The 21,041-nt window shown below is 68.3% G+C and carries 13 protein-coding genes; 5 read left to right on the plus strand and 8 right to left on the minus strand.

Going from position 1 to position 21,041, the window contains the following annotated elements:
- Nucleotides 1–128 precede the first annotated feature (128 nt).
- Nucleotides 129–2,387, plus strand: a complete 2,259-nt coding sequence (gene dibA / locus GV001_RS00770) for a phosphodiesterase DibA (RefSeq protein ID WP_160077167.1) — start codon at nt 129–131, stop codon at nt 2,385–2,387.
- Nucleotides 2,388–2,550: 163 nt separating this feature from the next.
- Here the strand turns inward: dibA and GV001_RS00775 are convergent, their stop codons facing one another.
- The 4 genes from GV001_RS00775 to GV001_RS00790 form a co-directional block, all read right to left on the minus strand.
- A complete protein-coding gene (locus tag GV001_RS00775) occupies nt 2,551–5,148 on the minus strand; it encodes a LuxR C-terminal-related transcriptional regulator (RefSeq protein ID WP_160077169.1) in 2,598 nt (865 codons plus the stop codon).
- A 152-nt stretch (nt 5,149–5,300) separates the two neighbouring features.
- Nucleotides 5,301–6,665: a DUF1329 domain-containing protein gene (locus GV001_RS00780; RefSeq protein WP_160077171.1), complete on the minus strand. Its 1,365-nt coding sequence runs from the start codon at nt 6,663–6,665 to the stop codon at nt 5,301–5,303.
- Nucleotides 6,666–6,682: 17 nt separating this feature from the next.
- Nucleotides 6,683–8,470 carry a DUF1302 domain-containing protein gene (locus GV001_RS00785; protein WP_160077173.1) on the minus strand — a complete coding sequence of 596 codons (1,788 nt, stop codon included), beginning with the start codon at nt 8,468–8,470 and terminating at the stop codon, nt 6,683–6,685.
- A 398-nt stretch (nt 8,471–8,868) separates the two neighbouring features.
- The gene (locus GV001_RS00790) at nt 8,869–10,233 is read right to left on the minus strand and encodes an MFS transporter (protein ID WP_160077175.1); all 1,365 of its coding nucleotides are present in this window, start codon (nt 10,231–10,233) and stop codon (nt 8,869–8,871) included.
- A 232-nt stretch (nt 10,234–10,465) separates the two neighbouring features.
- Between GV001_RS00790 and GV001_RS00795 the strand changes: the two genes are divergently transcribed.
- Nucleotides 10,466–12,007, plus strand: coding sequence for a FadR/GntR family transcriptional regulator (locus GV001_RS00795; RefSeq protein WP_160077177.1), 1,542 nt, complete (start codon nt 10,466–10,468; stop codon nt 12,005–12,007).
- A 48-nt stretch (nt 12,008–12,055) separates the two neighbouring features.
- On the opposite strand, the gene GV001_RS00800 is transcribed toward GV001_RS00795, so the two are convergent.
- Both GV001_RS00800 and csiR read right to left on the minus strand, forming a co-directional pair.
- A complete protein-coding gene (locus GV001_RS00800) occupies nt 12,056–13,279 on the minus strand; it encodes a CaiB/BaiF CoA-transferase family protein (protein ID WP_160077179.1) in 1,224 nt (407 codons plus the stop codon).
- 203 nt (nt 13,280–13,482) lie between these two features.
- Nucleotides 13,483–14,178 carry a DNA-binding transcriptional regulator CsiR gene (gene csiR, locus GV001_RS00805; protein WP_160077181.1) on the minus strand — a complete coding sequence of 232 codons (696 nt, stop codon included), beginning with the start codon at nt 14,176–14,178 and terminating at the stop codon, nt 13,483–13,485.
- A 178-nt stretch (nt 14,179–14,356) separates the two neighbouring features.
- On the opposite strand from csiR, the gene glaH reads away from it, so the two are divergent.
- The 3 genes from glaH to GV001_RS00820 all read left to right on the plus strand — a co-directional run bounded on the left by glaH (nt 14,357) and on the right by GV001_RS00820 (nt 18,024).
- The gene (gene glaH, locus GV001_RS00810; RefSeq protein WP_160077183.1) at nt 14,357–15,334 is read left to right on the plus strand and encodes a glutarate dioxygenase GlaH; all 978 of its coding nucleotides are present in this window, start codon (nt 14,357–14,359) and stop codon (nt 15,332–15,334) included.
- A gap of 73 nt (nt 15,335–15,407) precedes the next feature.
- Entirely contained in the window at nt 15,408–16,649 is a 1,242-nt protein-coding gene (lhgO, locus tag GV001_RS00815) for an L-2-hydroxyglutarate oxidase (RefSeq protein WP_160077185.1), read from the plus strand.
- Between the two features lie 7 nt (nt 16,650–16,656).
- Nucleotides 16,657–18,024: an aspartate aminotransferase family protein gene (locus tag GV001_RS00820; protein ID WP_160077187.1), complete on the plus strand. Its 1,368-nt coding sequence runs from the start codon at nt 16,657–16,659 to the stop codon at nt 18,022–18,024.
- A gap of 745 nt (nt 18,025–18,769) precedes the next feature.
- On the opposite strand, the gene GV001_RS00825 is transcribed toward GV001_RS00820, so the two are convergent.
- Both GV001_RS00825 and GV001_RS00830 read right to left on the minus strand, forming a co-directional pair.
- Nucleotides 18,770–19,501: an amidotransferase gene (locus tag GV001_RS00825; RefSeq protein ID WP_160077189.1), complete on the minus strand. Its 732-nt coding sequence runs from the start codon at nt 19,499–19,501 to the stop codon at nt 18,770–18,772.
- Nucleotides 19,502–19,629: 128 nt separating this feature from the next.
- Nucleotides 19,630–20,991, minus strand: a complete 1,362-nt coding sequence (locus GV001_RS00830; RefSeq protein WP_160077191.1) for an aspartate aminotransferase family protein — start codon at nt 20,989–20,991, stop codon at nt 19,630–19,632.
- Between the last annotated feature and the right edge of the window lie 50 nt (nt 20,992–21,041).

Raw genomic sequence — 21,041 nt, forward strand, 5'->3', positions numbered from 1 at the left:
GGGCGCATTATCGCCTAGCGCCGGGAGAAAACCAGAGCGCCCTTAGACGGGAATACTCTGGATGACAACTCATCTATAATGCGCGCCAGTGCACACTTTCCCCTCCCTGTTGGCCGAAATCCCCCTTGATGAAATTCCAGCGCAGTCCGCTGCAACTGACCCTGCTCTATTTGCTGGCGGCCCTGCTCTGGCTGCTGTGCAGCGACGCCCTGCTGCTGGGCCTGGGGCTGGACCGCGACCATCTGGCGCGCTACCAGCTGCTCAAGGGCTTGGCCTTCATCCTGTTTACCGGCCTGCTGCTGTACTGCGTCCTGCGCCAGTACCAGCACCAGCAGTTGCTGATCCGCCGCCATATCAAGCACAGCGAGGAGCGCCTGACCCTGGCCCTGGACTCCGCCCAGGAAGGCCTGTGGGACTGGGACATGACGAGCGACCGGGTGTTCTATTCGGGGCGTTACTGCAGCCTGCTCGGCTATACCCCCGAACAGTTCGGCAACAGCCGCGCGGCCTGGGAAGAACGCCTGCACCCGGATGACCGTGAACAGGCCATCCAGCGCGTGCAAAACCTGTTCGAGCAGCGCACGCCCTACTACGAAGGCACCTATCGCCTGCGCCACCAGAACGGCGACTACCGCTGGCTGCTGGCCCGCGGCCAGCTGCTGCTCGACGAGGCGGGGCAGCCGCTGCGCTTCATCGGCACCACGGTCGACATCACCCAGCGCCGCGCCGACGAGGACAGCCTGCGCCAGGCCGCCGCGGTATTCGACAGCACCCAGGAAGGCGTGCTGGTCACCGACCGCCACCAGCACATCGTCCACGTCAACCCGGCGTTCAACCGCATCACCGGCTACAGCGCCGAGGAAGTGCTCGGCAAGACCCCGGTCCTGTTCAAGTCCGGGCGCCATGACCGCGCCTTCTACCAGAGCCTGTGGCATGCCCTGGAGCAGCGCGGCTCATGGAGCGGCGAGATCTGGAACCGGCGCAAGAGCGGCGAAGTCTTCCCCATGTGGCAGTGCCTGCGCAGCATCCACGACGAGAGCGGCAACCTCAGCCACTACGTCGCGGTGTTTTCCGACATCAGCGCGCTCAAGCGCTCGCAGCACGAGCTGGACTACCTGGCCCACCACGACCCGCTGACCACTCTGCCCAACCGCCTGCTGTTCGGCGAGCGCATCGAGCAGGCCGTGCAGCGCGCCCAGCGCGGCGCCCTGCTGCTGATCGACCTCGACCACTTCAAGATCATCAACGAGAGCCTCGGCCACAACACCGGCGACCAGCTGCTCAAGCTGATCGGCGAGCGCCTGGCCGGCAGCCTCGGCAAGCAACTGACCCTGGCGCGCCTGGGCGGCGACGAGTTCGGCCTGCTCAGCACCGACTGTGCCCAGGCCGCGCAGGCCTCGGCGCTGGCCCAGCGCCTGCTCGAATGCCTGGCCGAGCCGTTCAGCATCCAGGGCGAGACCCTGTTCATCGGCGCCAGCATCGGCATCAGCCTGTTCCCGGACGACGGCGACTCGGTCGAGCAGCTGCTGCGCAACGCCGACTCGGCGCTGTTCCGCGCCAAGAGCAGCGGCCGGCAGACCTTCAGCTTCTACAGCCAGGACATGACCATCCTCGCGCGCCAGCGGGTCAAGCTGGAGGCCGAGCTGCGCCAGGCCCTGGAACAGGACCAGCTGCGCGTGTACTACCAGCCGATCCACCACCTGAGCGGCGACCGGCGCATGCTCGGCGTCGAGGCCCTGGTGCGCTGGCAGCATCCGGAACGCGGCCTGGTGCCGCCGGGCGAGTTCATTCCGATGGCCGAGGACAGCGGCCTGATCGGCGCGATCGACACCTGGGTGCTGGAACAGGCCTGCGCCCAGATGTGCGACTGGCAGACCCGCGGCATCGAGCTGAAGTTCGTCGCGGTGAATGTCTCCAGCCGCCTGTTCAGCCGCGGCGAACTGGACCTGCAGGTGGCGCGGGTCCTGGCGCAAACCGGCCTCGACCCCGCCCACCTGGAGCTGGAAGTCACGGAAAGCGCGGTGATGGACGACCCGGACCGCGCCCTGGAACTGCTGCAGCACCTGCGCAACCTGGGCGTGCGCCTGGCGATCGACGACTTCGGCACCGGCTACTCCTCGCTGGCCCGCCTCAAGCGCCTGCCGGTGGACAAGCTCAAGCTCGACCAGAGTTTCGTCCGCGGCCTGCCCGACGACCCGGAAGATGCCGCCATCGCCCGTGCCGTGGTGACCCTCGGCCGCAGCCTGGGCCTGCACGTGCTCGCCGAAGGCATCGAGCAGGAGCAGCAGGCGCGCTTCCTCCTCGACCTCGGCTGCGACTTCGGCCAGGGCTACTGGTTCGGCCACCCGCAACCGGCCGACCAGCTGCTGCCGATGGCAACGGCCTAGGGCCAGGTGCGCCGCGCACCAGGCCAACCCCAAGGGGCCGAAGGTCTGGCCCAGCTCAAGGACGGCGAGCAGCTGCCGGTAGCGAACCCGAAGACCTCCGGCAACGACTGCTACACCGCCTGGGACCAGGTGCCGAGCAGAGCCGTGACGAAAATGCCGCCGCTCAGCCCATCCAGCCCAGCGCCTTGGCCCGCGCCACTGCCTGGGTGCGCCGCTCGACGCCGAGCTTGACGTTGATCCGCCGCGCGTGGGTCTTCACCGTGTGCAGGGAGATGTACAGCTGCTCGGCGATCTGCTGGTTGGAGCAGCCCAGGGCGATCAGTTGCAGCACCGCCTCCTCGCGCTTGCTCAGCAGCGACTCGCTGGACGCCGCCCCCGCCATCCCCGCCGCTCCCGCCGGCGCCGGCTGCAAGCGGGCCTGCCAGTGGGCCTCGGCCAGCACCGGCAGCGTCTGCTGCAGCCAGGCCGGCTGGCGCCGGTACAGCGCCAGCAGGGGCCGCAGCTGCTGCTGGCGCTCGGCCTCGGCCAGGGCCAGCTGCAACTCGGCAGCGGCGGCAGCCGGCTCGTCGGCCTGGCGCAGGGCCTCGGCCAGGCTGAAGCGGCACTCGCAGGCCAGGCCGCGATGGCCCAGGCGCAGGCTGTCGGCCAGCAGGCGGCGCAAGGCCGCGGCGGCCGCCGGCGCCTGGCCCTGGGCCAGCTCGGCCAGGGCCAGGGCATACCGGCTGCGCAGCTGCAGGTCGTAGAAGCCGGAAGGCGCCAGCAGGTCGTGGCTCTGCAGGCGCTGCTGCACCTGGAGGAAACTGCCGCACGCCTGCTCCACGTCGCCCTGGCGCAGGCCGAGCAGCCCGGCGGCCATCTGCAGCACGCCGCGGTAGCGCACTTCCGGTACGCGCTGCCACTGCATCTGCCGCTCGGCCTTGCGCAGCAGCAGCTGGGCCTGGGCAAAGTCGCCGCGCTCGGCGGCCAGCTGCGCCAGGCCCTGGTAGCCGAACAGCACATAGGCATCGGTGCAGCTCTCGGCCTCGCGCAGGCCGGCGACAAACGCCGCCTCCGCCGCCTGGTCGGCCCCCTGGCTCGCCAGCAGGCTGCCGCGCAACAGCAGCAGGCGGGCCAGCACCGGCCCCTGCAGGCCGGCCTGCTGCAGGTGCTGCAAGGACTGCTCGACCAGCTCGGCGGCGCGCCCGCTTTCGCCGAGCATGCCCAGCAGGTGGATGCGGTCGACGCTGAGCAGCGCCTCGAACAGCACGCTGCCCTGCTCGCGCGCCAGCTTGAGGCCGGCCTCGCTGTAGTGCTGGGCCGCGCTCAGGTCGTTCTCGGCCATCGCCTGCTGGGACAGCGCCTGGTAGCACAGCACATGCTGCGACCAGGCCGCCGGCGCCAGCACCGCCAGCGCCTCCAGGCAGTGCTGACGGGCGCTGCGCAGGCCGCGCTGGCGCTGCAGCACGCCCTGGATCGCCTGGTACTGGGCCAGCCACTGCTGCTGGCGGCGCGCATCGGGTTGCGGCAGGAAGCGCGCGAGGTGTTCCAGGCAGGCATCGGCCTCGTCGAGCCGGGCACAGATGATCAGCGCCCAGGCCTGCTGGCAGACCAGCCGCGGCGTGCTGGAGAACAGGCTGGCCGGCAGCCCGTCGCGCCAGTGCAGGTACTGCGCCACGCTGTGGCCGATCAGCAGCTGCTCCTGGCCATAGCGCTGCAGGAAGTTGGCCGCCACCTCCGGCTGCTCGGCCCATAGCGCATGCTCCACCGCCGCGCGCACATCGCCGCGTGCGGCGAACCACTGGCAGGCGCGCACATGCGCCTGCAGCGGCACCGGGCTGTGCCGGCGGAGCATGGCCGCCAGCGGGCGCCACAGACGGAACCATTCGCCGCAGCTGTCCAGGCCATGCAGGAACAGCTGGCGGCGGCGCAGCTCGGCGAGCAGGCCGGGCGCGTCCTCGCCCTCCAGCAGGTGCGCGCACAGCTCGGCAGAAAACCGCGGGACATGCGCCAGCACCAGCAGCGCGCGCTTGAGCGCCGCCGGCAGGCCGTTGAGCACCTCGCGCTCGATGTATTCCTGCAGCAGCGCCGTGCCGGCGGCCAGGCGCTCCGGCAGGTTCTGCGCGGTGCCCTGGATCAGCAGCAGGCAGACCCCGGCCAGCCAGCCCTCGCTGCTGTGCAGCAGTTGCTGGCTGAGCTCGGCCGGCAGGCTCAGCTGGCGCTGTTGCAGCAGGCCGTGCAGTTCCTCCTCGCGCAGCGCCAGGGCGTGCCCATCGAGTTCCAGCAGGTCGCCCTGCAGCAGCAGGCGCGGCAGGTTCCAGGCCGGCCGGCGGCGGCCGTTGATCCACCAGCGCAGGGTGTGCGGGGCGCGTTCCAGCAGGCGGTCGAGGCAGGCATCCAGCTCGGCGCAGGGCTGGCGCGGGTAGTCGTCGAGGACGATCCACAGCGGCTGCTCGACGCGGCCGAGCAGATGCCCCAGCTCCGCACCCGGCTCGCCGGCGGCGGGCGTCAGCTGCAGGGCCGCGGCCAGGCGCGCGAGCAGCTCGGCGGGGCTCAGCGCATGGCCGAGCAGGTCGAGCCAGACCAGGCGCGTGCCGGGCGGCAGCTGGCGCACGCATTCGTTGAACAGCACGCTCTTGCCGAAACCGGCCGGGGCGCACAGCAGGGTCAGCCGGCAATCGCTGGCGAGCAGCGCCTGGGCCAGGCGCGGGCGCGCCACATGGGCGGCCGGCAGGCGCGGCAGCACCGCCTCGGGCAACAGGCGGCGCGGCGCGGGATGGAGCATACGAACCTTGTGCGGCATGGCGACCTCGGCTCTTCTTGTTGTTGTCGGTCGGGTACCGGACGCTCGATCTTAACCAAGATCGGCGGCGCGCCGGCGCCCGGCGATAAAAAAGGCGACCACTGGGGTCGCCTCAAGGGAGCAACCATCCGCCCTCAGCGCACGCCGGCGTTGCGCAGGGCAGCCGGGGTGAAGTCGATGGCGGAGGCCGAGGTGCCGTACTCGACGGCGCGCTTCTCCTCGTTGCTCATGCCGATGGCCAGGTAGCGCCCGACTATCACGTCATACAGGGCCTCGAAGGCATACACCGGCGCCTGCACCTCGTAGTGCTGCATGAGCATGGCCTGGCCCACGCGCCACAGCTGGCCGCGGCCGTCGTAGTGCTCGGACACGGCGATCTGCCAGGTGTCCTCGTCGATGAAGAAGCGGCGCTTGCCGTAGATGTTGCGCTCGCCGGCCTTCAGCGTGGCTTCCACCTCCCACACCCGGTGCAGCTCGTAGCGCGCCAGGGCCTGGTTGGTGTGCCCGGCCTGGAGGATGTCGGCGTACTTCACCGCGGGCGTGGCGATCCGGTAGTTGTTGTAGGGGATGTACAGCTCGCGCTTGCCGACCAGCTTCCAGTCGTAGCGGTTGGGGGCGCCGTTGTACATGTCGAAGTTGTCCGAGGTGCGCAGGCCATCGGCGGCGGTACCCGGGCCGTCGTAGGCCACCTGCGGGGCGCGGCGCACGCGGCGCTGGCCGGCGTTGTAGACCCAGGCCATGCGCGGTTCCTTGATCTGGTCCAGCGAGTCGTGCACCAGCAGCACGTTGCCGGCCAGGCGCGACGGCGCGGTGACGCGCTGCTTGAAGAACAGCAGGGCGTTGGCCGCCTTGGCCGGGTCGAGGTCGGGCATGCTGGTGGGCATCGCCACTTCGTCCTCGAAGTGCACCAGGGTGAAGTCGCCGTTGGTCTGCGGGGTGGCCTGGACGATGCTGCGGCGCAGGTTGCCACCGCGATAGCGGGTGATGTGGTTCCACACCACTTCCAAGCCGTTCTGCGGGATGGGGAAGGCGTAGTAGCGGCTGTCGGCAAAGTTCTTCAGGCCGTTGCCGCCCTCCACCAGCTCGGTGCTGACGGCGCTGCGCTTGGCCGCCTCGTTGATCGCCGCCGGGACCGCAGCCGTACGGTGGCTGGGGTAGACCGCCATGCTGTAGCCCGGGTAGCGCTGGAACATCGCCAGCTGGCCTTCGCTAAGCCTGGCCCGGTATTGCTCCAGGTTCTGCGCGGTGATGGTGAACAGCGGCTGTTCGCCGGCGAAGGGGTCGGCGAGGAAGCCGCGCGCGTCGACCGCCGCCGCGCCCTTGCCCAGGCCGCCGGTCCACTCCGGGATGCTGCCATCGGCGTTGCCGGCGCGTTCGCCGCCCAGCGGGGTGAGGCTGCTGCCGAGCTGGGCCGCTTCCTGCGGCGACACGGCGGCCAGCACGCTGCCGGCGAGCAGGGACAGGGCCAGGGAGGAGATCAGGTGCATTGTTGTTTTCATGGTGTGCGGATCCCGTCTTAGAAGTTCACGCCGAAGCTGAGGGCGAGGAAGTCGCGGTCGCTGGCGACGTTGTAAGCGCCGCCGAAGAAGTCGGTGTACGACAGGCTGGCGCTGTAGGTGTTGCGGTACTCGGCATCGAGGCCGACGCTGACCGCCTTGGTGCCTTCGTTAAACACCGGGCCGTAGCCGTCGACGTCATGCGCCCAGGACAGGTTGGGCTTGAGGTTGATGCCGGCGAACACGTTGCTGTAGTCCCAGATCGCCCGGGCGCGGTAGCCCCAGGAGTTGCGGGTGTAGTAGCCGTGGGTGTCGCCGTCGAAGCCGTACACGCCGTACAGCGAGTCGCGGCCGAAGTGCAGGCCGTCGGCCTCCAGGCTGGGCAGCCCGCCGATATGGGTCATCCCCGCCTCGCCCACCAGGGTCAGGCGGTCGGCGCCCATCACCTGGTCGAAGAAGTGGGTGAAGCTGGTCTGCGCCTGGGTCACTTCCTTGCGCAGGTAGCCCGTGTTCTCTGCCCCCGGCGCGCTGGCGATCGGCGAGGCGGCGCCGCCGGCGATGGGGTTGAGCAGGGCGCGGGTCAGGTCGGTGGTGTTGAGCTGCAGCGGCATGTTCGGCCGGTAGCTCAGCTCGCCGGACCAGGCGGTGCCGTTGCTCAGCGTGGTGGAGAAGCTCAGGCCGTACAGGCGGATGTCTTCCGGGTACTCGAGGAAGTAGTTGCCGTTGCCGAGCATGACGCTCTGCGCCAGGCCGGAGCGGTAAGCCGCCGGGGTCGCGGCGAGGATGCCCGGCAGGGCGGCGAGGGTGTCCAGGCCGGCGGTCTGGGTGCCGACCAGCGGCGCGCGGCTGTGGTAGTTCATGAAGTAGGCGCCGTACTCGGTCTCGTCGCCCAGCCAGCGCAGGGCCATGCCCCACTGCCCGCCGTCGCGCGCATCGCGGTCGCCGGCGCGCGGCAGCAGCACGCCTTCCGGATCGACCGCGAAGCCCTGGCCGAAGGCCGCGGCGATCGGCTCAAGCGGCGCGATGGCGGCGCTGCCGACGTGGTAGCCGCTGTCGCAGCCATCGGCCGCCACATCGGCGCTGGCGAAGAAGGTGCCGCAGTTGTCGGCCACCGTCTGGTCCCACTCCAGCTGGTAGAAACCCTCGACGCTGAGCTGGTCGGTGAGGCTCTGCGACAGGTAGAACATGTTCACCGGGATCAGCCCTTCCTTGATCTCCGCGCCGGGGCGGCGGAAGGCGGCGGCGTCGATCGGGTTGATCGAGTTGATGCTGTTGCCGATGAAGGTGCTCTCGCCCCAGCTGACCACCTGCTTGCCCAGGCGGAAGGTGCCGGGCAGCTCGGCCACGCTGTAGTTGTGATAGAAGAACGCATCGAGGATCTGCGCCCCGGACGACTGTGCGCCCTCCTTGCGGTTGTGGTCGTCGATGTCCTTGAACAGGCGCTGCTCGTCCTTCAGTTCGAAGTCGTACCAGTACTTGCCGCGTACGAACACGCCGCTGTCGCCGTACTTCAGTTCGAGGTCGTGGATGCCCTTGAAGATCTTCGAGAAGGTCTCGCCCTTCTTGAAGTTCAGGCGGCCATCGTCGCCGGTCTGCGACTGGCCCTGGCCACCGTTGTTCGGCCCGATCAGGTCCGGGTCGGCACCGCGCATCGACCAGCTGGCGCCGACCGACAGGGCCGAGTCGAGCTGGCCCTCGAGCTCGCCGATGGTGAAGGTGACGGCGTGCGCCGGGGCAGCGAGGCCCAGGGCGATGGCGACGGCCAGAGTGCGTGGCTGGAAGATTCCGGGCCTTTTTGTTGTTGTCATGCGGCTCTCCGTTGTGGGTTGCAACTGCCTGCACGCTACTGACGGGATGACAGCCGGATAAGCGCTCCAAGGTGCGATTCGCGCTATCGCCCGAAAGGATGAATGGCGCCGGCTGGCGGGCCCGCCGGGGATCAACACGCGGCTGAATGAGCCGCCATCAGGCAAGGGCGGGGCGGGTATGAACGCCGCCCTCCCGGCTTCGCGGCAGCGCCGCAGCGTGCATGGGTAGGTTGGCGTTGAGCGCAGCGAAGCCCAACAACCGAGGCAGGGTCGTTGGGCTTCGTCGCGCTGCTCCTCAACCCAACCTACGACTCATCGCCGTTGCAACAGGCCATTGGGGCATAGCCAAGCAAAAGCCCCGCACGGGGCGGGGCTTCGGCCAGACCACGGCGTGCCGCTCAGGCGGTCTCCAGCTGCGCCCGGGCGCCCTCGGGCAGCGCCGTCGGCGCCCACTGCTGCAGGCGCAGCAGGCTGGCGCGATAGGGCCTGAGGCTCATCCCCAGCAGCACGACCGAGCTGAGCACCGCCAGGCTGCTGACCAGCAGCAGCGAATAGCGCAGCGCCTGGTCGTCGGCGAAGACATAGTCGGTGACCAGCGCCACCGCCGTCGGCCCCACGCCCAGGCCGATCAGGGTGATGACGAACAGGTAGATGGCCGAGGCCTGGCCGCGCATCGAGTTGGGCATGATTTCCTGGATCGCCGCCGGCGCCACGCCGAACGGCATGCTCAGGCAGAATACCGTCGGCACCAGCAGAATCGAGGCCCACAGGGCATTGCCCATCAGCGGGAACAGCGCCACCAGCGGCAGCGCGCCCAGCGCGGCAATCAGGCCGACGCGCATGTTGGCGTCGCTGTGTCCGCGCCTGGCCAGCCAGTCGGCCAGGCGCCCGCCGAGGACGATGCCCAGGCAGCCGCACAGGGCGACGATGCTGCCGTAGACCACGCCCACCTGGCCGGCGTCCCAGCCGTAGGTGCGGATGTAGAAGGTCGGGATCCACGCCGCGCTGCCGTAGCCGGCGAAGGCCAGGCCGGCGAAGCCGAAGTTGTGGCACAGCACGGTGCGCCGGTTGCTGCGGATATAGCGGCCGACCTCGGCCAGCGGCACCGCCACCCCGGCGCCGACGCCGCGCCGCGCCGGCTCGCGCACGGCGAGCATGAGCAGGGTGAACAGCAGGCCGGCGACGCCGAGCAGGAGGAAGATCAGCTGCCAGGGGCGCACTTCGCCCAGCACCGGCAGCAGCACGTCGCCCTGGGCCGAGGCGAACTGGATCACCAGGCCGCCGAGCAGGAAGGCGATCCCCGAACCGAGGTAGACGCCCATCGAATACACGCTGATGGCGGTGGCGCGGCGCTCTGGCGGGAAGCTGTCGGCGATCAGCGAATAGGCCGCCGGCGACAGCGCCGCCTCGCCGACGCCGACGCCGACCCGGCAGACGAGGAACTGCCAGTACAGCCTGGCCATGCCGCAGGCGGCGGTGGCCGCGCTCCAGAACAGCACGCCGAGGGCGATCAGGCCGCGGCGGTTGCGGGTATCGGCCAGGCGCCCGAGCGGGATGCCGCACACGGTGTAGAACAGGGCGAAGGACAGGCCCATCAGCAGGCTCATCTGCGTGTCGCTGATCACCAGGTCGCGGCGGATCGGCTCGACCAGCAGGTTGAGGATCTGCCGGTCGATGAACGACAGCACGTAGGCCACCATCAGGATGATCACGGTGGTCCAGGCGGACAGGCTGGAGGGGTAGCCATTATTGTTGTTGGGCATTGGCAGCTTCCTCGACACCGCAGGCACGGCGCACGACGGGTTGGGGGGAAGGCCAGAGTAGGTCGGCGGCGGTGCCGCTGAATATCGCCCCAAGGTGTTATCAGCGGACTGAATTGGCGTGATGGCCTTGCGCGAATGGCCCCGCCCGAGCGCTGGCGGGTGCGCCAGGCACCTTACAAATTCATTGAAAAGGCTCTACTGTGTCGCCTTCCTGAAGGACCAGGTGCACAACATGTCGAGCTTATCCTCTGTGCTCGCGCCCACGACGGGCGCCCCCGTAGACACCCGCCGCGAGGCTCGCGGCGGCGCGCGCCAGGCCAAGCTGGCCGAGCGGGTGGCCGCCGCCATGCAGCAGGACATCGCCAGCCAGGGCTGGCCGGTCGGCCTGGTGCTGGGCTCCGAGGCGCAGCTGATGGAACGCTACCGGATCAGCCGCGCCACCCTGCGCGAGGCGATCCGCCAGCTGGAGCGCCACGGCGTGGCCAGCATGCGCCGCGGCGCCGGCGGCGGCCTGGTGGTGCGCCAGCCGGCCAACGACTCGGCGGCGCTGGCCCTGGCCACCTACCTGGAACTGACCGATGTCAGCTTTGCCGAGCTGTTCGAGGCGCGCGAGCTGGTCGAATGCCAGATCGTCAGCGATGCGGCCGCTCGGCTCGCCGCCCGGGATCTGCCCCGCGCCCTTGAGCTGATCGAGCTGCTGCGGCACACCCCGCCCGGCTCGTTCAACGAGGAGCTGCAGCTGCATGGCCAGGTGCGCGAATTCATCTGCGCCGTGCTCGGCAACCCGGCCATCAACCTGGTCTACGTGGCCCTGTGCTACGTCACCATCCATGGCCACACGCCGCGCCAGCCGGCGTCACGGGCGCGTCTGGAACAGGTTTTTCGCAACGGCCGCGAACTCAAGCGGCAGGCGCTGGAAGCCATAGTCGCCGGCGATGCGCAGGCCGCCCAGGCGCCGGTGCACGAATCGCTGCGGCAGATCCGCCAGCTGATCATCGACCTGCGCGGCAACCTGCAGCAGGGGCCGACGTCCGGCATGAGCAGCCTGCAGTCGGTGCCGGACTTCGCCATCCGCCAGGTCTACGAGAAAACCGCGCACCGCCTGGCCGTGGTCATCGCCCGCGCCATCGCCAACTCCGGCCTGCGCGCCGGCGCCCACCTGGGCGCCGAGCCTGAGCTGCAGGCCATCCACGGGGTCAGCCGCGCCGTGCTGCGCGAGGCGCTGCGCACCCTGGAGCTGCATGCCATCCTGCGCAGCCGCCGCGGCCAGGGCGGCGGCCTGATCGTCGAGACGCCGGACCCGAGCTACACCATCGGGCTGGCGATCGACTACCTGCGCCACAGCCAGCTGCCGCGGCACTACTTCCATGGGTTGTGGCAGACCTTGCAACTGGCGGCGGCCAGCCTGGCCGCGCAGCGCCTCGACACGGCCGGGCGCGAACGCCTGCTGCTGGCCCTGCAACAGCTGCAGCACGGCGCCGCCAGCGACTGCATCGGCGCCATCCAGCGCCTCGAACTGTGCATTGCCGAGCTGAGCGGCAACCGCGCCCTGGCGCTGTTCTGCCACATGCTCGGGGCCATGGCCGCCAGCTACCCGGGCGACGCCCCGCCCAACATGCTGCTGGCACAACTGCTCGGCAGCCAGCAGGAACTGGTCAACGCCATCCTCGCTCGGGACCCGGCGCAGGCGCGGCGCTGCATGCTCGACTACTTCCAGCTGATCGAGCCCTGGCTCGGCGAAACGCCGCAGGGTGGCTGGCTGGCGCTCTCCTAGCGTGCTGCGCACGGCGCCTACGCCAAGGCGGACGCCTGCTGGCTGTGCTCAGACCACGCCGGCCGCGCGCAATTCGGCGACCTGCCCGGCGTCCAGCCCCAGCAGGCGCTGCAGGATGGCCTCGCTGTGCTCACCCAGCAGCGGCGGCGCCAGGCGATAGTCCACCGGGGTCTGCGACAGGCGCAGCGGGCTGGCCACCTGAGGGGTGTGGCTGCCCAGGCTGTTGGGCAACTCCACGCGCAGGCCGCGGGCCAGCACCTGGGGGTCGGCGAACACCTGGGCCAGGTCGTTGATCGGCCCGCAGGGCACGCCGGCCGCTTCCAGCAGTGCCACCCACTCGGCGGTGCTCTTGAACACCGTGGCCTGGCGCAGCAGGGGGATCAGCTCGGCGCGGTTGGCCACCCGCGCCTTGTTGGTGGAAAAGCGCGAGTCGTCGGCCAAAGCCGGAAGGCCGGCGACCTCGCAAAACTTGCGGAACTGCCCGTCGTTGCCCACGGCGAGGATGAAATCGCCGTCGGCGGTGGGGAAGTCCTGATAGGGCACGATGTTCGGGTGGGCGTTGCCCAGGCGCTTGGGCGACTGGCCGGTGGCCAGGTAGTTCATCGCCTGGTTGGCCAGGCAGGCCACCTGCACGTCCAGCAGAGCCACGTCGATGTACTGGCCCAGGCCGGTCTGCTCGCGGGCGTTCAGCGCGGCCAGCACGCCGACCGTGGCGTACAGCCCGGTGAGGATGTCGGTGAGGGCCACGCCGACCTTCATCGGCCCGGCGCCGTCCTCGCCATCGGGCTTGCCGGTCAGGCTCATCAGCCCGCCGAGGCCCTGGATCATGAAGTCGTAACCGGCGCGCTTGGCGTAGGGGCCGTCCTGGCCGAAGCCGGTGATGGAGCAGTAGATCAGCCGCGGGTTGACCGCCTTCAGCGATTCGTAGTCGAGGCCGTAGGCCGCCAGGCCGCCGACCTTGAAGTTCTCCAGGACCACGTCGCACTGCGCCGCCAGCTCACGCACCAGGCGCTGGCCTTCGGGCTGGGTGAAGTCGAGGGTCAGCGACTGCTTGTTGCGGTTGGCGCACTGGAAGTAGGCCGCCTCGCGGCTGTCGTTGCCGTCGGCGTCCTTGATGTAGGGCGGGCCCCAGTGGCGGGTGTCGTCGCCGGTGCCCGGGCGCTCGACCTTGATCACTTCGGCGCCGAGGTCGGCCAGCGTCTGCCCGGCCCAGGGCCCGGCGAGCACGCGGGAGAGGTCGAGTACACGGATATGCGAGAGGGCGCCGGACATGTCATCTGCTCCAAGGAAGGCCAGGGCTTGCAGACGGGCTGCAGCACCTGGTTGCGCGCAGGAACACGCGTGCGTTCATCCTAGGTGCGCGGGAGTAGCCCGGCAAACGAGGATTTCGCACGCAATTGTGCAAAATCCTCACTCCACAACGGGCCGAACAGCCACAGTACCGGCTAGATTCTGCCTAGCTTTGCACAACAGGCCTATTCGGCGGATGCCTGACGGGCCTGCAGCAGCTCGCCGATGATGCTCACCGGCCCCAGCAGGTGCTCGCGGATCAGCGTGCAGGCACGCTCGCTGTCGCGCTGCAGGATCGCCTCGACCAGTGCCGCATGCTCCTCGCGCTTGGCCTGCAGGGCGGCGGCGGAAAACACCGTCTGCTGCAGCCACAGGTGGCGGTAGCGCTCGGCCTGGTCGAACAGGGCGGCGCGTACCTGCAGCAGATGCGGCGAGCCACAGCCGGCGGCAATCGCGGCGTGGAACGCCTGGTGGCGGGCGTCCCACAGGCTGAGCATCTCCTCGCCGTCCTTGACCGCCACCACCTTGGCCAGGCTGTGGGCCTGGGCGAGGATCTGCGCCTCCCAGGCATCGTCGCCGCGGGCAATCGCCAGGCCGACGATCAGCCCCTCCAGATGCGCGCGGGCATCGTAGATATCCGCCAGCTCGGCCAGCGACATCGACGCCACGCGAAAGCCGCGCTGACTGATGGCCACCACCAGGCGCTCCGCCACCAGTTGCGACAAGGCCTCGCGCAAGGGGCCGACCCCCAGCTGGTAACGCGCCTTCAGCGCACTCATCAGCAGCTTTTCGCCGGGCGCGAAGACACCGCGAATGATGTCGCGCTTGAGCAGTTCGTAACCGCGAATCGCCAGATTCTCTCGGGAGCCGGGGGCTTGCATCACACCATCCTTGCACGGGTTGGCGCCCATCATACCGAATCGTCGCGGCGGATTTGCCTGGGCAAAAGCTTGCACAGGTCGTGGTTTATTTTTGACACACTGCAAAAATGTCGATATTTTCAATTTACGTCGACACAAACACAACCATTGCCCCACTTGCCCGCCCCGGAGTATCGCCATGAGTACCGTCGTTGCCCTGAAGAGCCTGGTCGTTCCCGCCCCGCAGAAAATCAGCGGTTTCACCCTGCAACCCAGCGCGCAATCGCCCCGCCTGCTGCAACTGGAGTTCAGCCAGGAAACCGTGCAGGCCTTCCTCGCCGCCGTCGCCGAATGGCCGGTGCAGGCCCTGGAATACAAGTCGTTCCTGCGCTTTCGCCTGGCCAAGATCCTCGACGAGCTGTGCGCCGGCAGCCTGCAACCACTGCTGATCAATACCCTGATGGATCGCGCCAGCGGCGGCCTGCTGATCAGCGCCGCCGGCCTCGATCGGGTCGAGCAGGCCGATGACATGGTCAAGCTGGCCACCGCCGTGGCGCACCTGTTCGGCCGTTCCAACTTCGACGCCATGAGCGGCCAGTACTACGCCCGCTTCGTGGTGCAGAACGTCGATGCCTCCGACAGCTACCTGCGCCAGCCGCACCGGGTGCTGGAGCTGCACACCGATGGCACCTTCGTCGAGCAGGACACCGACTACGTGCTGATGATGAAAATCGACGAGCAGAACATGGAGGGCGGCAACTCGCTGCTGCTGCACCTGGATGACTGGGAAGAGCTGAACCGCTTCAACCACCACCCGCTGGCCCGCCGCGTGCTGCGCTGGACCGCGCCGCCGAGCAAGCGGGTGGACAAGGACGTGTTTCATGCGGTGTTCGACAACGATGCCGCAGGCCGGCCGATCATCAGCTACATCGACCAGTTCGTGCAGCCGAAGAACTTCGAGGAAGGCAACTGGCTGACCGACCTCAGCCAGTCGCTGGAAGGCAGCGCGCACAAGCTGTCGATCCCGGTGCCGGTGGGCAGCTTCCTGCTGATCAACAACCACTTCTGGCTGCACGGCCGCGACCGCTTCACCGCCCACCCGGGCCTGCGCCGCGAACTGATGCGCCAGCGCGGCTACTTCACCCATGCCAAGGTGCTGCGCGAGCCGCGCCAGTGAGGCCCGCAGCGACCCTGTCGCACCGCCCAAGCCACCTCAAGCCCACGACTCGCAGACACCGCAGGTGCTCCTGATGCACGACTTCATCATTATCGGCGGCGGCATCCTCGGCATGTCCACCGCCATGCAGCTACAGCGCACCTACCCCGGCAGCCGCATGCTGCTGCTGGAAAAGGAATCGGCGCCGGCCCGCCACCAGACCGGGCACAACAGCGGGGTGATCCACGCCGGCGTGTACTACACCCCCGGCAGCCTCAAGGCCAGGTTCTGCCTGGCCGGCAACCAGGCGACCAAGGCCTTCTGCGACGAGCAGGGGATTGCCTACGAAGTCCCCGGCAAGCTGCTGGTGGCCACCAACGAACTGGAAATGCAGCGCATGCAGGCGCTGTGGGAGCGCACGGCGGCCAACGGCATCGAGCGCGAATGGCTGAATGCCGGCCAGCTGCGCGAGCGCGAGCCGAATATCCAGGGCCTCGGCGGCATCTTTGTGCCCTCCAGCGGCATCGTCAATTACGCCGAAGTCACCGCGGCGATGGCCCGCGAGTTCGTCAAGGCGGGCGGCGAGATCCGCTACGGCGCCAGCGTCACCGGACTGAGCGAGCTCCTGCAGGAAGTGCGGGTGCAGACCAGCGCCGGCGATTTCGCCTGCCGTTTCCTGGTCACCTGCGCCGGCCTGCACGCCGACCGCGTGGTGCGCATGCTGGGCATCGAACCGGGGTTCAGCATCTGCCCGTTCCGCGGCGAATACTTCCAGCTGCCGGCCGCGCACAACCGGATCGTCAACCACCTGATCTACCCGATCCCCGACCCGAGCATGCCGTTCCTCGGCGTGCACCTGACACGGATGATCGACGGCAGCGTCACGGTCGGGCCGAATGCGGTGCTGGCGCTCAAGCGCGAGGGCTACCGCAAGCGCGACATCTCCCTGGCCGACAGCTGGCAGATGCTGACCAACCCCGGCCTGCTCAAGGTGCTCAAGGCCAACCTGCGCCCGGGCCTGGGCGAGATGAAGAACTCGCTGTTCAAGCGCGGCTACCTGCAGCAGGTGCGCAAGTACTGCCCGAGCATCCAGCTCGGCGACCTCCAGCCCTACCCGGCCGGAGTGCGCGCCCAGGCCGTGTCGGACGACGGCCGGCTGATCGACGACTTCCTGTTCCGCCACAGCCGCCGCAGCCTGCACGTGTGCAACGCGCCGTCACCGGCCGCCACCTCGGCGCTGCCGATTGGCGCCCATATCGTCGAGCAGGTCGGCACCCAGATGCAGGGCCTGCCGATCTTCACCAAAACCAAAGTCGTCCGCAGTGACGCCGCCTGAGGTGACCATGACCCCTACCCGCACGCTGGCCGACAAAGACCGCCAGTACCATCTGCACCCCTACACCAACGCGCGCCTGCACGAGCAGGTCGGCCCGCTGCTGATCGAGCGCGGTGAAGGCGTGTATGTCTACGACGAACAGGGCAAGCAGTACCTGGAGGCCATGTCCGGCCTGTGGAGCGCCGCGCTGGGCTTCAGCAACCAGCGCCTGATCGCCGCCGCCGAGCAGCAGCTGCGCACCCTGCCCTTCTACCATGTGTTCGGCCACAAGGCGCACCGGCCGAGCATCGAGCTGGCCGAGAAGCTGATCGAAATGGCCCCGGTGCCGATGAGCAAGGTGTTCTTCACCAACTCCGGCTCGGAAGCCAACGACAGCGTGGTCAAGCTGGTCTGGTACTACAACAACGCGCGCGGCAAGCCGCTGAAGAAGAAGTTCATCAGCCGCCAGAATGCCTACCACGGCATCACCGTGGCCAGCGCCAGCCTCACCGGCCTGGCGGCCAACCAGCGCGGCTTCGACGTGCCGCTGCCGGGCTTCCTCCACGTCGGCTGCCCGCACCACTACCGCCACGCCCTGCCCGGCGAAAGCGAAGAGCAGTTCGCCGATCGCCTGGCCGCCGAGCTGGAGCAGCGCATCCTCAGTGAAGGGGCCGAGACCATCGCCGCCTTCATCGGCGAGCCGCTGATGGGGGCCGGCGGCGTGATCGTGCCGCCGCGCACCTACTGGCAGAAGATCCAGGCCGTGTGCCGCCGCCACGACATCCTGGTGATCGCCGACGAAGTGATCTGCGGTTTCGGCCGCACCGGCAACATGTTCGGCAGTCAGACCTTCGCCATCCAGCCGGACGTGATGGTGCTGTCCAAGCAGCTGTCCTCGTCCTACCAGCCGATTGCCGCGATCCTGATCAACGACGAGCTGTACCAGGGCATCGCCGAGCAGAGCAACAGCCTGGGCACCCTCGGCCACGGCTTTACCGGCAGCGCCCATCCGGTGGCCACCGCCGTGGCCCTGGAAAACCTCAAGATCATCGAGGAAGAGCAGCTGGTGCAGCACGCGGCCGCCATGGGCCAGCGCCTGCATGCCGGCCTGCGCGAGTTCGCCGACCACCCGCTGGTGGGCGAGGTGCGCGGTTGTGGGCTGATCGCCGCGGTGGAGCTGGTCGGCAACCGGCAGACCAAGGCGCCGCATGGCAGCCCCGGCACGCTCGGCCGCTACCTCGCCGGCCGTGCCCAGGAGCACGGCATGATCACCCGCGCCATGGGCGACGCCATCGCCTTCTGCCCGCCGCTGATCAGCAGCGAGGCGGAGATCGACCAACTGATCCAGCGCTTCGCCTACGCCCTCGACGACACTAGCCACTGGCTGCGTAGCTGAGCACCAGCCACCCGCCGTGCCGGCCAGCGGCGCGGCGGGAGGCCTGCTGGGATCAACACAAAAGCCCGCCGAAGCGGGTTTTTGTGTTGGTCATGTACCCGCTGCGTGCTGCATAGGCGCATGCCATCCGTGGGAGCGAGTTCTGCGTCGTAGGGTGCGCCGTGTGCACCTGATGGCCCGAGGGCACCCTGCTGAGCTGATTGCCGAGCGGGCTAATGGTTTGGGTTTCGCCCACCCGGGCGAGTCACTTGATTCGCTTCGCTCACCTTTCAGGCCAGCCTGTGGCTGTTACTGCGCTTCGCTCTGTTTCTCGTTGCTCGCACAAGAGAAAGTAACCAAAGAGAAGTGCGCCCCGACATCCAGGTTTCGCTACGCGAAACTTCCCTCGTTCCGGTGCCGCTCCGGGGGCCGGCTTACAAGGGCCATCCCTGGCCCTTTAAGCCTCTCGCCGCATCCCTGCGGCTCGTCCCCCTGCGCAACACCTCCACTACTCGCTGCGCTCGCCCTGCGGGCCAGCCTACGGCTGTTACTCCGCTGCGCTACGTTTCGGCTTCCTGACGGGGACTCAGGCTCCGAGCTGCCTGACGGCTCTTTCTTGCCGCTACGCGGATTGGCTTTCCACCCTGCAAGCCATCGAGCTGCATACAACACGCTGTTGGGACATCACCAATAAAAACGCCGCAATTCCCCTAGGAAATGCGGCGTTTTTCATAGGAACGGCATTACCCCGGCATGGCCCAGTGGGTCACGCCTGAGCGGCCTGCGCCTGCCCCTGGGCCACGAAGCGCATCATCCACTCGGCCACGATCGCCCCCTGGTGCGCCTGTTCCAGGCTGTCGAGGGCCTGCCGGTAGACCTGCTCGCCCCAGTGCTCACGGCGGATTTCGAGGATCGAGCGGGAATAGTCCGCCACCAGTTCCGGATGCCCCTGCCAACACAGCACCTGGTCGCCGATGCAGTAGGCGGCGATCGGGCAGAAGCTGTTGCTGGCCAGGATGGTGGCATTGGCCGGGGCCTGGGTGACCTGGTCCTGGTGGATGATCAGCATCGACAGCTGCTCGGTGCGCGGCTGCATCCAGGGCTCCTGCGCGTGCACCGCATAGTGCTGCACGCCGACGCCCCAGCCCTGGCTCGCCCGCTCGGTCTTGCCGCCGAGCAGCAAGGCCAGCAGCTGATGGCCGAAGCAGATGCCGAGCAGCTTGTCGCCGGCGGCATAGCGCGCCAGCACGTACTCGCGCAGAGTCTGGATCCACGGTTCGCTGCCGAAGGAGTCGTACTTGCTGCCGGTGATCAGGTAGGCGTCGTAGCGCTGCGTGTCATCCGGGTACTGCCCCTGGATCACATTGAACACCTCGAACTCGGCGGCAACCGGCTGCTGCGCGAACAGCTGCTTAAACATGCGGCCATAGCCGTGGTACTGCTCGACCAGCTCGGGACGAATGTGGTCGGTTTCGAGGATGCAGATGCGCAATGCCATCGGGGATTCCTGTGTTGCGGGGGCGGTTAAAGGGGGGAGTGTGTACACCTTCAAGGTTCCGCCAGACAAGGATGCGGGGGATTCCGCACCCTCGTGGCTGGCGGCTGGAAACGATCGCGGAGCGGCTTTTAGCCCTGCAGATCCTGCAGGGTCAGGTCCAGGCACAGACGTGCCTTTTCCACCAGCTCGTCGATCTCGGCCTTGCTGATCACCAGCGGCGGCGAAATGATCATGGTGTCGCCCACGGCGCGCATGATCAGGCCGTTGTTGAAGCAGTGGCCGCGGCAGATCATGCCCACGCCCTTGCCTTCGTAACGGGCGCGGGTGGCCTTGTCCTTGACCAGCTCGATGGCGCCGAGCATGCCGACACCACGCACTTCACCGACCAGCGGGTGGTCGAGCAGCTCGCGCAGGCGCTTCTGCAGGTACGGCGCGGTTTCTTCGCGCACGGTTTCGAGGATCTTCTCGTCGCGCAGGATGCGGATGTTTTCCAGGGCCACGGCGGCGGCCACCGGGTGCCCGGAGTAGGTGAAGCCGTGGTTGAAGTCACCCGCGCTCTTGATCACGTCGAACACCTTGTCACTGACGATCAGGCCACCCATGGGGATGTAGCCGCTGGTCAGGCCCTTGGCGATGGTCATCAGGTCCGGTTTGTTGCCGTAGTAGTCGCTGCCGAACCACTCGCCGGTACGGCCGAAACCGCAGATCACTTCGTCGGCGACGAACAGGATGTCGTACTTGGCGAGGATCTCGCGGATCTTCGGCCAGTAGGTCTCCGGCGGCACGATCACCCCGCCGGCGCCCTGGATCGGCTCGGCGATAAAGGCGGCGACGTTTTCTTCACCCACTTCGAGAATCTTCTTCTCCAGCTGCTCGGCGGCCCAGATGCCGAATTCGTCCGGGCTCATGTCGCCGCCCTCGCCGAACCAGTACGGCTGCGGGATGTGCACGATGCCCGGGATGGTACCGCCCTGGGCATGCATGCCGGCCATGCCGCCCAGCGCGGCGCCGGCCACGGTGGAGCCGTGGTAGCCGTTGATGCGGCCGATGATCACTTTCTTGTCCGGCTGACCCTTGCACGCCCAGTAGTGGCGAACCATGCGCAGCATGGTGTCGTTGCCTTCGGAGCCGGAGCCGGTGAAGAACACATGGTTCATGCCTTCCGGGGCGATCTCGGCGATCACCTTGGCCAGCTCCAGCACCGGCGGGTGGGCGGTCATGAAGAAGGTGTTGTAGAACGGCAGTTCCTTCATCTGCGCCGCGGCGGCATCGGCCAGCTCATGGCGACCGTAGCCGACCGCGGCGCACCACAGGCCGGCCATGCCGTCGAGGATCTTGTTGCCTTCGCTGTCCCACACGTACACGCCTTCACCCTTGGTGATGATGCGCGGGCCGACGTCGATCAGCTGCTGATAGTCGCTGAACGGGGCCAGGTGATGGTCACGGCTCATGGCCTGCCATTTCAGGGTTTGCGGGTTCTTGGTCGTCATGGCGCCTCCAATGAATGGCGGGGCAGCGCCCGCTGGGGCGCTGCCTGAGG

Source organism: Pseudomonas sp. 8AS (assembly GCF_902506505.1).
In the GTDB taxonomy this organism is placed as follows: Bacteria; Pseudomonadota; Gammaproteobacteria; order Pseudomonadales; family Pseudomonadaceae; genus Aquipseudomonas.